Origin of the sequence: uncultured Intestinibacter sp., from assembly GCF_902468165.1 — a bacterium.
In the GTDB taxonomy this organism is placed as follows: domain Bacteria; phylum Bacillota; class Clostridia; order Peptostreptococcales; family Peptostreptococcaceae; genus Intestinibacter.
In genome coordinates, this window is sequence record NZ_CABQXJ010000036.1 from 14,169 (window position 1) to 27,591 (window position 13,423).

The 13,423-nt window shown below is 29.1% G+C and carries 14 protein-coding genes and 1 pseudogene; 2 read left to right on the forward strand and 13 right to left on the reverse strand.

Annotated features, from left to right (window positions below):
* The first annotated feature begins 18 nt into the window (after positions 1-18).
* Positions 19-411: a GntR family transcriptional regulator gene (locus RDX53_RS07895; RefSeq protein ID WP_195930036.1), complete on the forward strand. Its 393-nt coding sequence runs from the start codon at positions 19-21 to the stop codon at positions 409-411.
* Positions 401-1,828 carry a hypothetical protein gene (locus tag RDX53_RS07900; RefSeq protein ID WP_195930037.1) on the forward strand — a complete coding sequence of 476 codons (1,428 nt, stop codon included), beginning with the start codon at positions 401-403 and terminating at the stop codon, positions 1,826-1,828. The genes RDX53_RS07895 and RDX53_RS07900 overlap by 11 nt, the downstream gene beginning before the upstream one ends.
* A gap of 92 nt (positions 1,829-1,920) precedes the next feature.
* Here RDX53_RS07900 and RDX53_RS07905 read toward each other — a convergent pair whose 3' ends face one another.
* From RDX53_RS07905 to RDX53_RS07965, 13 genes and pseudogenes are all read right to left on the reverse strand, one after another.
* Positions 1,921-2,202 (reverse strand): DUF1292 domain-containing protein, encoded by a 282-nt coding sequence (locus RDX53_RS07905; protein WP_195930038.1) that lies wholly within the window; start codon positions 2,200-2,202, stop codon positions 1,921-1,923.
* Between the two features lie 110 nt (positions 2,203-2,312).
* Positions 2,313-3,494, reverse strand: coding sequence for an NADP-dependent malic enzyme (locus RDX53_RS07910; RefSeq protein WP_195930039.1), 1,182 nt, complete (start codon positions 3,492-3,494; stop codon positions 2,313-2,315).
* Between the two features lie 20 nt (positions 3,495-3,514).
* The gene (locus RDX53_RS07915) at positions 3,515-4,078 is read right to left on the reverse strand and encodes a Fe-S-containing hydro-lyase (protein WP_195930040.1); all 564 of its coding nucleotides are present in this window, start codon (positions 4,076-4,078) and stop codon (positions 3,515-3,517) included.
* A 39-nt stretch (positions 4,079-4,117) separates the two neighbouring features.
* Positions 4,118-4,957 carry a fumarate hydratase gene (locus RDX53_RS07920; protein ID WP_195930041.1) on the reverse strand — a complete coding sequence of 280 codons (840 nt, stop codon included), beginning with the start codon at positions 4,955-4,957 and terminating at the stop codon, positions 4,118-4,120.
* A 157-nt stretch (positions 4,958-5,114) separates the two neighbouring features.
* On the reverse strand, positions 5,115-5,951 hold the full coding sequence (locus tag RDX53_RS07925; protein ID WP_195930042.1) for a DegV family protein: 837 nt from the start codon (positions 5,949-5,951) through the stop codon (positions 5,115-5,117).
* Positions 5,952-6,199: 248 nt separating this feature from the next.
* A complete protein-coding gene (gene ybaK / locus RDX53_RS07930) occupies positions 6,200-6,679 on the reverse strand; it encodes a Cys-tRNA(Pro) deacylase (RefSeq protein ID WP_195930043.1) in 480 nt (159 codons plus the stop codon).
* 24 nt (positions 6,680-6,703) lie between these two features.
* Positions 6,704-6,913 carry a hypothetical protein gene (locus RDX53_RS07935; protein WP_195930044.1) on the reverse strand — a complete coding sequence of 70 codons (210 nt, stop codon included), beginning with the start codon at positions 6,911-6,913 and terminating at the stop codon, positions 6,704-6,706.
* 576 nt (positions 6,914-7,489) lie between these two features.
* A complete protein-coding gene (locus RDX53_RS07940; RefSeq protein WP_195930045.1) occupies positions 7,490-8,083 on the reverse strand; it encodes a hypothetical protein in 594 nt (197 codons plus the stop codon).
* Positions 8,084-8,187: 104 nt separating this feature from the next.
* Complete coding sequence (locus RDX53_RS07945; protein ID WP_195930046.1) at positions 8,188-8,760, reverse strand: hypothetical protein; 573 nt, start codon at positions 8,758-8,760, stop codon at positions 8,188-8,190.
* 99 nt (positions 8,761-8,859) lie between these two features.
* A complete protein-coding gene (locus RDX53_RS07950) occupies positions 8,860-11,061 on the reverse strand; it encodes a hypothetical protein (protein WP_307993940.1) in 2,202 nt (733 codons plus the stop codon).
* 188 nt (positions 11,062-11,249) lie between these two features.
* Positions 11,250-12,368: a DUF4179 domain-containing protein gene (locus tag RDX53_RS07955; protein WP_307993941.1), complete on the reverse strand. Its 1,119-nt coding sequence runs from the start codon at positions 12,366-12,368 to the stop codon at positions 11,250-11,252.
* A complete protein-coding gene (locus RDX53_RS07960; RefSeq protein ID WP_295778233.1) occupies positions 12,369-12,917 on the reverse strand; it encodes a sigma-70 family RNA polymerase sigma factor in 549 nt (182 codons plus the stop codon).
* Positions 12,918-13,223: 306 nt separating this feature from the next.
* Positions 13,224-13,423: pseudogene (locus RDX53_RS07965) on the reverse strand (hypothetical protein); the annotation flags it as partial.

Sequence of the window (13,423 nt, forward strand, 5' to 3'; positions counted from 1 at the left end):
CTAAAAAGGAGGTCTATTATGATTTTGAAGTTAAATTTCGAAAGCGAGATTCCAATATATATTCAGCTTAGAAACCAAATCGTTATGGCAATAGCTCATGGTGACTTGGCACAAGGTGAAAAACTGCCAACTATAAGAAATCTAGCAGAGGATCTCGGCATAAACAACATGACTGTCAACAAGGCATATGCAATGTTAAAACAAGAGGGTTTTATATCAATTGACAGAAGACATGGTGCAAAGGTAAACACCATCTTAACGCCTGATTTTGAGTTTAAAGAAAAGCTTGAAGATGACTTAACTCTAGTTATTTCAGAGGCTGAAATCAGGGGAATAAAAAAAGATGAATTTATGAAAATATGTGAAAATATTTTCGATTCTATGAAAGGCGGTCACCCTTATGTTATTTAGAATCATTATGATTTCTTGTATTTTTATCACGTTCATTACTTTGAGCTCAGCAAATAAACCAAAGAAAAATATGTTTATGGCTGTTACTCTGCCATACGATGTTTTAGAAAGCGACTTTATAAAAGAAGTTCAAAAGGAATATAAATCTATGTGCAATAAGGTCTACTTACTTATGTTACTTACTGCTATACCTTGTGTATTTCCTTTTTGGATTTTTAAGAATACAACTGTTTATATATTTTATTTAATGTTGTGGTGCATGGGCTTTGCATATTATGGAATAATACCGTTTAAACTTATGAACCGTAAAATTAAAGCAGAAAAAGCTAAAAATGGATGGTTTGTCGGTGAGAAAAAAGTAGTCTATTGTGATACGAAGACAACTCTATTAAAAAATTCTATGCCAATAAGCAATAAATACTTTTTAATACCAATTTTAATAGGAATTATCCCTCTAATATTATCTATTAAAAATTTTTCATCCGAGAATATAGCATTTTTAATAGTTGCAATTTTAAACTTAGGGTTAGTTATATTGCTATTTTATATTGCTAAAGTATTTAATAAAAATAAATTAAAAACTTATAGCACAGATTCAGAGATTAATTTTATTTTAAATAAGACTGAAAAACAAATGTTCTCTATATATTTCTTGATTAATGCTATAGTAGAATCTCTTATTGTTCTTGTTTTTTATCTAGCACTTTTTGAATATATAGACCTTAAGTTTTTAAATGTGATAGTAGTTTCAACACTTTTACTATCAAGTATTGTAGCTCTAGGATTTATATATATTAAGAAGAAAATAAATGATTTAGACGAGGAATTGAGTTCTAAAAATAAGGATTCTGAAATCATAGTAGATGATGATGACTACTGGATTGATGGAATATACTACTACAACCCAAACGACTCTAGCAAAATGGTAAGCAGTCGTTTTGGATATAGTATGACTTATAATTTAGCCACAAAACACGGTTATTTTATGGGTAAAAAACTTGATAAAATTGTATTAATAGGAACTCTGATACTTATTCTAGTTTTAATGGGTCCTAGTGAAATTTCAAATAGTTCTATTTCATTTAGCAACGATTCACCTAATATAAGTATTTCATCATTTCCTTATTCTTATGAATTAGATTACAAAGATATCGAGAGCATAAAACTAACAAATGAACCAATATCATTTAAAATTAGAACTAATGGTATGGCCACTGATACAAAATGTATAGGTAATTTTAAAAGTGATAAATATGGAAAATGCAGAGTTTATCTTTACTTTAAAAATAAAGATGATAATCCACCATATATAGTAGTAAAATTAAAAAATAGTAAATTTGACTATTTGATTTATAATACTAAAGATAGCCAAAGTACAAAAGAAGTTTACACTACATTAAAAAATAAAATAAATTAGAATCACCGCATTCATAGCTCAATTAAAAAAAGACACATTTATATGTGTCTTTTTATGTATAATCTTAATTTTTAGTATGAACAAAATAAAATTTAATCATCATAATTATTTATAAATCGTTGGATTAAATCCTTACATTTTTGAGTAAGTTCCCTGCACTCATCCTCTTTTAAATGAACTAAGAGTTCGCCATGGTCACTATCTCTCAATTTAAATACTAAAATTTCATTTTCGTCTTCTTCGTCTATAGAAAATTCAGTATCAACTGGAGACAACATTATATAATGCTCTCCTTCTATTTCTATTGAAAATACTTTTTCGAAAGTAGTTTCAACACCGTTCTGATCCCATAAAACAATTGTGTTTTCATCCATAATTCTCTCCTCAATTCATCTATAAATTAATAGATATTATCGGCACTTCCTTAAATTTCTGTGCAAGATACATCTTTATAGATTGTATGAGTTATAAGAGAAAAATATGTCTATATTCTAGCTACACCTGTTTCTCTAGCTGCCTTAGCAACTGCTGCTGAAACTTCTTGTCCAACACGTGGATCAAATGCATCTGGTAGTACAAATTCTGTTGTTAATTCCTCGTCTTTTATTATTCCAGCGATTGCATATGCTGCTGCAACTTTCATTTCTTCGTTGATTTCACTTGCTCTAACATCTAATGCACCTCTGAATATTCCTGGGAAAGCAAGCACGTTATTTACTTGGTTAGGGAAATCTGAACGCCCTGTTCCAACTATAAATGCTCCACCTTCTTTCGCTTCGTCTGGGAATATTTCTGGAGTTGGGTTAGCCATAGCAAACACGATTGATTTTTCTGCCATAGTTGATACCATTTCTTTAGTCATCATTTTTGGAGCAGAAACACCGATAAATACGTCTTTTCCTTTTACTACATCTGCTAATTTTCCTTCTTGGTCGTTTTTATTAGTCACTTTTAACATTTCTTTTTGAGCCCAGTTTAATCCTTCTGATTTTGAACATAATGCTCCATTTATATCACATAAAACTATATCTTTTACGTTTAAGTTTAATAACATTTTTGCAATAGCCATACCAGCAGAACCAGCACCATTGATTACTATTTCTAAGTCCTCGATTTTTTTGCCAGCAAGTTTAGCCGCGTTTATTATACCAGCAGAAACTATTATCGCAGTCCCATGTTGGTCATCATGGAATACTGGTATATCTAATTCTTCTTTTAATCTATTTTCAATTTCGATACATCTTGGTGAGTTTATATCTTCTAAGTTTATTCCCCCGAAAACAGGCGAAATTAATTTTACAGTTCTAACTATTTCGTCTATATCCATAGTATCTACACATATTGGGAATGCATCAACACCAGCAAATTCCTTAAATAATATTGCCTTTCCTTCCATAACTGGAATAGATGCAGACGCGCCTATATTCCCAAGACCTAAAACAGCAGTCCCGTCAGATACTACTGCAACCATATTTGACTTACAAGTATATTTATAAACATCGTCTTTGTTTTCTTTTATTTTTAAACATGGAGCAGCAACCCCTGGAGTATAAGCTGTAGATAAATCATCTTTTGTCCCAACTTTAACTTTACTTTGTATTCCTACTTTTCCTAATTTTTCTTCGTGCATTGTTAATGCTAATTCATTGAAATCTTTTTTTGTCATAACTTCCTCCGCATTTAATTTTATTCATTTGTAGCTTTTGTAGTTTTTGCGTATTCTTCTCTCTTATCGTAAATATTATTCCCTTCACAATCAATCGCTACAATAAGTTGTAAATCTTCTACTTCAAGTTTTCTAACTGCTTCTGCACCCAAATCATCATATGCGATTATCTCACATTTTTTAATTGAGTTAGATATATAAGCTCCTGCGCCGCCGATTGCAGCTAAATAAACAGCCTTATATTTTTTCATTCCTTCAATTACAGTGTCATTTCTTTTTCCCTTGCCTATCATTATTTTTAGGCCCTTTTCTAAAAGAGGAACTGTTAAATCGTCCATACGATAACTTGTTGTCGGACCTGCCGAACCTATCACTTCGCCAGGCTTGTTTGGAGTCGGCCCAACATAATAAATAGCCTGACCCTCTATATCAAAAGGAAGTTCTCCTCCTTCTTTAAGTGCGGCAACCATTCTCTTATGCGCTTGGTCTCTTCCTGTATATAAAACACCGCTCATCTTAACGACATCGCCACATTTTAATTTTTCTATATCCTCATTTGTACATGGAGTTTTTAATTCAACCATAATCCCCCTCCTAATACCTAATGCTAAATTTAGCACTTTTTACAATATCACGCTTTTATGTCTTGAAGCATGGCAATTTATATTCACAACAACTGGAAGACCTGCTATATGAGTTGGGAAAGTCTCTATATTTACAGCAAGTGCTGTTGTTCTTCCTCCCAATCCTTGAGGCCCTATCCCAAGGTTGTTTACCTCTTCTAACATTTCTTTTTCCAAATCTGCTATAAATGGATCTTTGTTGTGTTCGCCAATTTCCCTAGTTAAGGCTTTTTTTGCTATTTGGGCACACTTATCCACAGTACCTCCAATTCCTACACCAACAACTATCGGTGGACATGGGTTTGGTCCAGCTTCTGATACTACATCAACTATAAATTTTTTTATTCCATCTAGCCCATCTGATGGCTTTAACATTTTTAGTTGACTCATGTTTTCACTACCAAATCCCTTTGGCGCGTAAACGATTTCAATATTATCACCTTTAACCATATCATAATGGATTACTGCTGGTGTGTTGTCCTGAGTATTTACTCTATCTATCGGACTTACTACAGATTTTCTAAGGTATCCTTCAGTATATCCTAGACTTACGCCTTTGTTTATGGCATCTGTCAAAGTATCTCCTTCAACTTTAACATCTTGGCCAACCTTTACAAAAAACACAGCCATTCCTGTATCTTGGCAAATTGGAATCTCCCTTTTACATGCAATTTCTGCATTTTCAATTAATATATTTAATACATCTTTACCTAAGTCACTCTCTTCTTTTTGAAGATTTTCTCTAAATGAATCAACAACATCTCGACCTAAGAAAAGGTTTCCCTCTATGCACAAACGCTTTACTTCTTCAGTAATTTGAGCAGAATTAATAACCTTCAAGCGAACATACCTCCCCGTAAATTTTCTGATTATTCGTCTTCTATATAACACTTTATCATTATTTGGAATATAAAACAAGTTTTTTGAAATCTGAAATATATAAAAAGGGATATCTACAATTTCATTATTGTAATATCCCCCTATTATTTTTATTAATTTATTTTGATATATATGCCACTCCAAAAGCTCCAGGACCTATATGAGTTCCAATTGCTGCTCCTATTTCCCTTGTTGACTCTTCTGAAAATTGAAACTCAGGTTTACATGATTCTTTAAATGAATCCAAATTTTTTATTATTCTTGTATATGCAAAATCTGCTGCATAATTATAATCAGGCTGGTTTTCTTTCATATAATCTACCATAAATTTTATAGATTTTTTGTGACCTCTAGTCTTAGCGAGAACTTCTACACTTCCATCAACGACAGATATTACAGGAGTTATTCCAAGTACCCCTCCTACTATTGCTGAAGTTGCAGATAATCTTCCGCCTTTTTTAAGATACTTAAGAGTATCGACTACTGCAATTAATTTCACCCTTGGTATGAGATTTTCTATTTCTACTTTTATTTCGTCTACACTTTTTCCTTTGTCCCTCATTTTGACAGCTTCCCTCACAAGCACAGCTAAACCCATACTTGCATTTAATGAATCTATTATATGTATTTTTCCGTCTTCAATCATATCAGATGCTATAATTGATGATTGATATGTACCGCTTAATTTTGATGATATAAATATCCCGACAATTTCATCACCTTGTTTTATATATTTTTCAAATACTTCTACAAATCCACCTGGATTTGTTTGTGATGTTTTCGGCAATTCGTCACATTCTTCCAATCTTTTATAAAATTCGTCGTGGCTTATATCTACACCATCCATAAAAACATCATTTCCGAAAATCACATGCAATGGAACTACTTCCACTCCTAATTCTTTTGCTTCTTCTATAGTTATATCACTCGCACTATCTGTTATTATGCGTATCATGAATAAAACCTCCAGTCTCAAATATATTTTCTAATTTCCCTAATATTTTTATTTTGTTTATCTGTTCTGTTAAATAATTTTATACAAAAATTATTTAGATGTCAATACTATTTGATAATCAAAATATTTGTGTATTAAAATTATTTATTTTAATTATCTTACTAATCATATAGCTTACCTTACTAAATAATATATCTCATCAACAAAAAAAGAGGATATTTCACCGAAATATCCTCTAAACACAAGTTCTATTGTATTATGTCTGCATATTTAAAATTAGTTACCTTTTGTAAATCTTCAGGTTTTAATTCGATTTGGTATCCAATTTTTCCTGCACTAACTATTATAGTATCTAGCTCTTTTGCCGTTTCATTGACAAAAGTTCCATATAACTTTTTCATTCCAACAGGAGAACACCCACCTCTTATGTAGCCTGTTATCTTGTTGATATCTTTAACATGAATCATCTCTACACTTTTTTCGCCAGCTGCTTTAGCTGCTTTTTTTAGGTTTAGGTTTTGATCGACAGGTATTACAAAAACATAGTATTCTTTGCTGTGTCCTTGAGCTACCAAAGTTTTATAAACTTGTTTTGCATCTCTTCCTATAGCATGTGCGACTGTAATTCCATCTACATGTTCGCCATCTGTTGTATATGAATGTGTATCGTAATCTATTTTATTAGAATCTAATATTCTCATTGCATTTGTTTTTACCTTTTTTGCCATCTTGCCCTCCAAAAAAATTCTTATCTATTTAACTTCATCTGTTGTCGTTGTTTTTTTCTTAAAGCTTAGTTTAAAATAAGCAAAAGCTCCAACAGCAAATGATATGATTGTAAACATTACTTGATTTACATTTGTCCCAATTGATATAAAATAAAAAGCTACTGAGCAATAAATTATAGCCATAGTAACATACGCTATTACATCTGATAAACAATTAGTTTTTGATTTAAACATATTAAACACCTCCCAGTAATATGCCACGTTGGTGTGATTTAAAAACCACGATGTAATTATTCAAGTTAGAATATAAAAACTATATTTATTATATATAAATATACTTACTCCAACCTTAATAAATTATTAATATTTTCTTCCTTTAAGTTCATTATAGATAAAGGTTAATCATCTTGCAATTTATTTTGACTTCTTTTAAATGAAAATAATTCAAAATAAAAACAACCTAAAATCTAAACTACATTATTGATTTTAGCCAATGCGTCCTTAAATTAGTCACATTTACCATATTTTTTCTTGTTCCTAATATTATATCACTTAATCATTTGATTGTTACTTATAAATTATCTTTTGAAAGGCTGTATTTTAAATAGATATTGTTTTTTAATTTACATGAAATAATATTTTAAACGTATATACACTAAGATTTTTATTTATATACACTAAAAAGTAGGGGTATATTCCCCTACTTTTGATTCATATTAGATTAAAATTGTGAATATAGTTTTTTAATAAATTATTATCTTTTGACATATTTATTAATTTATTTATACCCATAAATTAATAATATAAAACTTATTCACCTTCATTTTGTGATATTTCATTTAAAATACTATATACATTGCTACTTTCCCCAATATTCCAATGATCTTTAAATACTCCGTGTTTTGCTTGAACCATCTCAGCTTGTATATCTGCACCTATGTATTTACCTTGATAATTGTTAGCATCTTCACTCCCTGGAACCTCAAAATATATTCCAGTTACAAAAGGAACTGTTGAATTTGTTGTATTACTTACACCTTTTATATAATAGTAATATCCGTCTTGTCCATCTATCCAATTTTCATCAAGTCCTTCTATTTTACACAATTCTTTTTTATCTTTATTTCCATCTGATGTAGAACTTACAAATCCATCAATTTTTACCCTTAATAAACTCATTGCTGTCGATTTTATATTAAACTGTATTTCATCACATATTTTGTCACCTGGTAACAATGTATTTTCACTCGGAATATTTTTTATACTTATATCTCCATCAACTGTCATAGCTTGGTTTGATAAACTCTTATTACCTTTCCAGCTAAAAAACTTGTAACCAAATCCAATTGATACTGGTATTAAAATCGCCAACAATACAACTAATATTTTTCTCCCTTTTTTCAATAAAACTCCCCCTTATAAGTTTAAAATATTTTACACTATTTCTTGCTTACTGAAATATCTTTACACCATTTCATACTTTTAGATTAATTTTTATTTGTCAAAATTTAAAATGCCTTATTACTTGCCTCTACTCTCACCACAAGCTGAGGCTGTTTATGAATTAAACTCATTTTTTCTGATTTATTTATATTTAATTTTATTCCCGAAATAAGTTTATTCTCTAAAGTTCCTCCTTTCTTTATAGTCGTTTTATAGTAATAATATCCGTCATCTGACTTTTCCCAATAGTCTTCATCCAGAGTATTATTTTTACTATCATATTTTATTTCACAAAATGAATTGCTAAACTTATACGCCGTATTCGCCTTAGTATTGTCTAAAATAATCGATACAACAGCTACCCTCACATATATCTCACAATCGCTGTTATTTTCTATATCAAAATCAATATCTATCTCATAATTTTTCACATCATTTTTTATAAGTTGATCTAAATTTTGTATATTTATTTTTTTCTCACCTTTAAAATCTCCTTGAATTGTAAAATCTATATTAGCTGTTTTTTGAGTGATATCTTTTGAGAATTGATTGAAAAACATAGCATATAGTTTCCCATAATTTGTAGATATGACTACTAAAATAGTTATCGTCACTATAGCTATAATTAGTTTTTTCATTTTATCACCTTTGTTTCTAAATAGTTTATTCAAAAGTAAAATTCACTTTTTTCTTAACTAGTCTATTTAAAACTTAAGTCTAATTTATCTTTAATTAATTTATTTAAAACTTAAATCTACCTCATCTTGCTTATTTTTATAAAAATAAGGATTACTTTTTTTCTTGATTTTTATATGTATATCATGGTCATAATCAGAGTTTGTATCTATTTGGACTGTATTTTGTTTTGAGCTAGAATATGTGTCTGTATCTATAACAATATAGTTTTGTGGTAGAATTAAGCTTATATTATAAGTTTTATCAATACTTAAATTTTCTACTTTATATGTTTGTCCAGGTTTTATGACTAAATTGGCAGACTCATTATCATTACTTACATTTACAATAAGACTTGGCTCCTCTTTATTATCTTTATAATCGCCACCTTCACTATAACCATCTTCTGTTATTTTATCTCCTATATTACTTGCCAAGGCATTATCTTCATCTTCTATCTCACAGGTAAAATTTAAAGTACCACACGAGCTGCTAGTTGGAACTCTAATGGCTGTTTGATTATTTTTAAATTCTATATGAGTAAAATCATCCTTAATATAATTCATTTTTAAATTTCCGCTACAGATTACTGCACTTCTGACGGCATCATTTTTAGTAATAGAGTAAGTTATTTTATCAGACATTATAGTAACTTTATCTCCACATTTAAGCTCTTTTAAAATATCTATGCTGTACTGGGTGGAAAAATCGTCGTTTATATAGCACCTTGTATTGTTTTTTATATTTAAATTATTATAAGTAATTGTGTTTTTATTTATCTTTAAAGGAGTACTTGTAATCTTCATATCTAAATCTAGATTATTTAATACAAATTTATCTGATGTATTTGTTATATCTATTCTGATATATACATCATCACCCCTTGTTGGTGCATAATCTTCATTAAAATAAAGTATTTCGTCATCTATATATTTATAAAATTGAATATTTATATCTAGTTTTGGCTTTTCAATAATATACAGATTTAACTTTGAAAATCCATATGAATTATTTAAAACACTTTCGCTTGAAATAAAATTTCCGACTAAAAAATCTATGCTATTTTCTTCTAGATTTAATTTATTGCTTATGTCTGTTTCCATAATCATATTAGCATTTAGCCCACTAGTGTTACTCATATTAAATACACCTGTTTCAAAATGATAAAAATCAGTATGCTTTGATAAATCACTTTTATGTATAGTTGGATTTTTACACTTTGATAATGTTGATGGTTTGTATTTTGTATTACTTCCATCTAAATTATAAATTCTGTCTGTATTTCGATTTTGATAATTCAGTGATGTCACAAATCCATTTATAAAGACGCTGATTATATCGTTATAAGGTACGATAAGCTCAAATCCATATTCATTATCTGCTTCTACACCAAGTACTGCATATGCCTCATTATTACTTAGCAAATCATATTGTTCTTGGGATATATTTATCTTGGCGCTCAACATCCTCCACTCAACACTAGTCTGTTCATTTTTTGGATCTAAAGATGTGTATAAATCCCATGTCACAAATTTATCTTCTTGCCACTTAACTTCTTTGTCCGATTTTAAGTAATCATACAAAGTCCACAAATCATATCTTATTATTCCTCCTTTTTGGGGAGTTACAATAGTTCTTAAAACTTTATTGCCTGTTACTTTAGTTTGTGTTTTATTATCTTCTATAATTACTTTCGGAATACTTTGGTTTGTTGTATTATCTTTTGCGTATTGTTGTTGTGTTGTACTTTTATCTTGTTGTGATATATCTTGTTCGATTTCTTCAAATTGATATTCTTGTTCTGACATATCTTGATTTTCTTCTTTTGATGCATTATTTGTATTAAAACTGTATTCTTCTTTTGACACATCATTTATATTTAAACTTGATTCTTCTTGAGATATATCATTATTTTCATTGTAAACTTCATCGTCTATATCACCTATACTGTTACTTTGATCTTCTATTTTTTCATTTCCTTCTGTATTACTTTCGCTATTAATTGTTACATAATTAATCCCTCTGAGTTTATTACTAGAATCATATAAGTCCTGTATATTTTCAACATCACTTTCATCAATATTTCTATTAAATTTATATAAAGTACTATGAGAATTTAACTTTTTCTCTCCACTTTCGATTTCATCTGGCTCTCTCGTTTTTGTCCAATTTTTAAGTTCAACCTCAGTCACCCCAACTGGCAAACTCCTACCTGCATCAATATCTTGCAGATTATCATACGTAATGTATACAATCACCGTCATAATACAGACAGCAATTATAAACTTTATTTTTCTCTTAATTCAAATCCCTCCCCTTTTTATTTTTGTACAAGCTTAATTCATTATATTTTTATCTATCTATGTTTATTCCATATTATTAATTTTTTATATTATAATTTAGATTTTCTTGAATACAAAAAAAGTTGCCACAATATCTTGTGACAACTTTTTTATTTCAAATTCACTATTATAGCTTTATGCTCGTATTTTTTATAAGTGTCCCCACTTTCAGTTAATTTAACTGGGATAATTTTTATATATTCTATCTTATCTATATTTATTTTATCTCCACTTTGATATAAATCTTTTTCTGATTCTAAATTTATATATTTGTTTATACCATTTTCATAACTAGAACTTCCACTAAGTCCTTCTAATATTAAATTTCCATCTTGATCGACAGCTTCTATAGTAATATTATTTAAAAAGTCTTGGCTTCCTGTGCTCTCAGCATCAACATAAAGTCTTGCATATAATGGTGATATTCTTAATTCTTTAAATTTCAATAAAGTAGTTTTATTTTTATCTTTTATTTCAATTTCCTCATCTATATTATAAACCTTTATTTTCTTTGCCATTTCTTTTGTATTTATAGTAAAATTAAACTCCCAATTTCCTGTTATTGATTTTCCAAAATTTTTATCCACATCCATTTTCATTGTTTCTATTTTACCAAACACAATTTTTACATTGTAGTCCTTATCTTTATCTAAATTCTCTAAAACTCTATTATCTTCATCATATGCATCTGCTGATACTACTTCAAGTCGTATTAAAAAGTCTATATTCCCCCTCTTTTCAATTTCATCTATGCTTTCGTCTTCACTAATTCCAAATTCTTGCATAGTTGAACTAGGCAAAAACTTCTTACCATCTAAGTAAACTTCTTTAATTTGAGGCATATAATTTGTTATATTATATCCTTTATCAAGTTTTGAAAAATCTAAATTCATGTTTAATATCAATTGACTATCTTCTAGCATTGCCTCTTTTAAAGTCATTGTAATATTTTTATCAGATGCACTTTTTCCGAGATCAGCTTTATATTGTTCAAACTCATCATTATTCGCTCCAAAATAATTTTCTATCTTCTTCGTGATGCTATCAACAAGAGCCCATGTAGTGTCATTTATCAAAACTCCACAGCACAATACTAATGTTATAGATGCCACTACTACTTTCTGTACTTTTCTTTTTTTCTTAATTTTTTCTGCTTTTTTAATCCCATTTTTTATAAAACTATCGACTTCTTCTGGAACTTCTATATTATCAAATTTATCAAACTTCATTTAAATCCCCTCCTTTAAAATACTACTTAGACTTTCCTTCGCCCTTTTCAGATGACTTTTTACTGTATTTTCCGGTATATTAAGAACATATGAAATATCTTCTATCTTCATATCATCAAAATATTTCAATATAATAACTGTTTTGTATTTTGGTTTTAACAAATCTATTGCGTCATATAAATCTAATTTCTCCTCTATAGATATAGATTTTTCACTATATATAATTGAATTTTCATCTTCCATATAAATTACCTTGCTTTCTTTTTTAATATAATTTAAAGCAGTATTGACTAATATTTTTGTTATCCATGGTTTAAATTTTTCTTCATCCTTTAACGTGTGTATATTCAACCACGCTTTAAATGAAGTTTCTTGCAAAATATCGAGTGCGACTTGCTTATCTTTTACATATGTGTAGGCCACTTTATATAAATAAGATTTATATTGCAATAGTAATTTTTCAAATGAGGCACAATTAGTTTTTATAGATTTATTTTTTGAAGTGCTTCCTTTTCCCCTTATTTTTGAAATAAAATTTATACCCTCCATATTAACTTCCCTTTCTAAAATTTGTCTAATTCATTTCTCTTATATAATATAAGACAACTTATAACTAAAAAAAGTTGCATTTTTTTATAATTTCTATGTGTTATAAAAAATTCACTACGTTCATATCGCCAATAACTTCGTCCGTTGCTTAAAATTCACTGCGTTCATGAGCGGGCGACTTCGTCCGTTGCTTAAAATTCGCTTCGCTCATGGCGCCAACGAATCAAAGATTCCGTTGCCTTAGTTAAAATGTATAAATTCCTTAGAATTAAAGAAAGTAGAGATTTACACCTCTACTTTCTTTAATTAATCTATTAATTTTTCTATTTCTGATAAAGTAAGACCTGTCGACTTTGATATTGTTTCTTTGTCTAGCCCTATGTTTATTAGTGATTTAGCTATTTCTATTGCTTTGCTTTTTTCACCTTCTTTAATACCTTCTTGTCTACCTTTTTTGATTCCTTTTCGCTCGGCTTCGTTTAATGCGCTTATCTTGTCTTTTAGAG

Coding starts and splice junctions, on each gene's coding strand:
- RDX53_RS07895 (WP_195930036.1), top strand. CDS start 19: ATGATTTTGAAGTTAAATTTCGAAAGCGAGATTCCAATATATATTCAG.
- RDX53_RS07900 (WP_195930037.1), top strand. CDS start 401: ATGTTATTTAGAATCATTATGATTTCTTGTATTTTTATCACGTTCATT.
- RDX53_RS07905 (WP_195930038.1), bottom strand. CDS start 2,202: ATGGATGAAAACACAATTGTTTTATGGGATCAGAACGGTGTTGAAACT.
- RDX53_RS07910 (WP_195930039.1), bottom strand. CDS start 3,494: ATGACAAAAAAAGATTTCAATGAATTAGCATTAACAATGCACGAAGAA.
- RDX53_RS07915 (WP_195930040.1), bottom strand. CDS start 4,078: ATGGTTGAATTAAAAACTCCATGTACAAATGAGGATATAGAAAAATTA.
- RDX53_RS07925 (WP_195930042.1), bottom strand. CDS start 5,951: ATGATACGCATAATAACAGATAGTGCGAGTGATATAACTATAGAAGAA.
- ybaK (WP_195930043.1), bottom strand. CDS start 6,679: ATGGCAAAAAAGGTAAAAACAAATGCAATGAGAATATTAGATTCTAAT.
- RDX53_RS07935 (WP_195930044.1), bottom strand. CDS start 6,913: ATGTTTAAATCAAAAACTAATTGTTTATCAGATGTAATAGCGTATGTT.
- RDX53_RS07945 (WP_195930046.1), bottom strand. CDS start 8,760: ATGAAAAAACTAATTATAGCTATAGTGACGATAACTATTTTAGTAGTC.
- RDX53_RS07950 (WP_307993940.1), bottom strand. CDS start 11,061: ATGACGGTGATTGTATACATTACGTATGATAATCTGCAAGATATTGAT.
- RDX53_RS07955 (WP_307993941.1), bottom strand. CDS start 12,368: ATGAAGTTTGATAAATTTGATAATATAGAAGTTCCAGAAGAAGTCGAT.
- RDX53_RS07960 (WP_295778233.1), bottom strand. CDS start 12,917: ATGGAGGGTATAAATTTTATTTCAAAAATAAGGGGAAAAGGAAGCACT.